Genomic DNA, 484 nt, shown 5'->3' on the forward strand with positions numbered 1-484 from the left:
GACTTAACCTGTCTAGTGGATGCGGGCACTTACTTAGATAAGTTGGATGGTATTGCTATTAACTTGCAGGTGAGTATGGATATCTCTGGTGAAGAGGTGACCCCAGCTTACTTGACGTACGGTGGTAACAACTACATGCGCAGTCGTACACCACCGGGCTCGTTAACCGATGGCGAGACGGGCATCAAAGATGAGTTGGTGTCGTACTCTACGCGCTTCTGGGATGTGTCGAATGGTAACTTCTTTGCTAAAGACAGCTATCGTCAGCAAATGAAGGCCAACATCATGACAGACGAAGAGAGTCAGTCGGCGTTTTTGAACCCAACGTATGCCTTTAAAGAGAGAAGTGTTGCGGCTTCAGGTTGGAGGTTGTCCGTGAAGTTGGGTGACCGATATGGTGAGATAGTAGACCTTGAAGGTTTGGATGATATAGAGCTTATTATTAAGCACCGATACTACTCACGCAATGCAGAGACGTGTGGCG

1 pseudogene is annotated in these 484 nt (G+C 47.7%); it reads left to right on the forward strand.

Going from position 1 to position 484, the window contains the following annotated elements:
• A pseudogene (locus tag A3712_RS27970) lies at positions 1-484 on the forward strand (hypothetical protein); the annotation flags it as partial.

The organism is Vibrio sp. HI00D65 (genome assembly GCF_001635455.1).
Classification (GTDB): Bacteria; Pseudomonadota; Gammaproteobacteria; order Enterobacterales; family Vibrionaceae; genus Vibrio.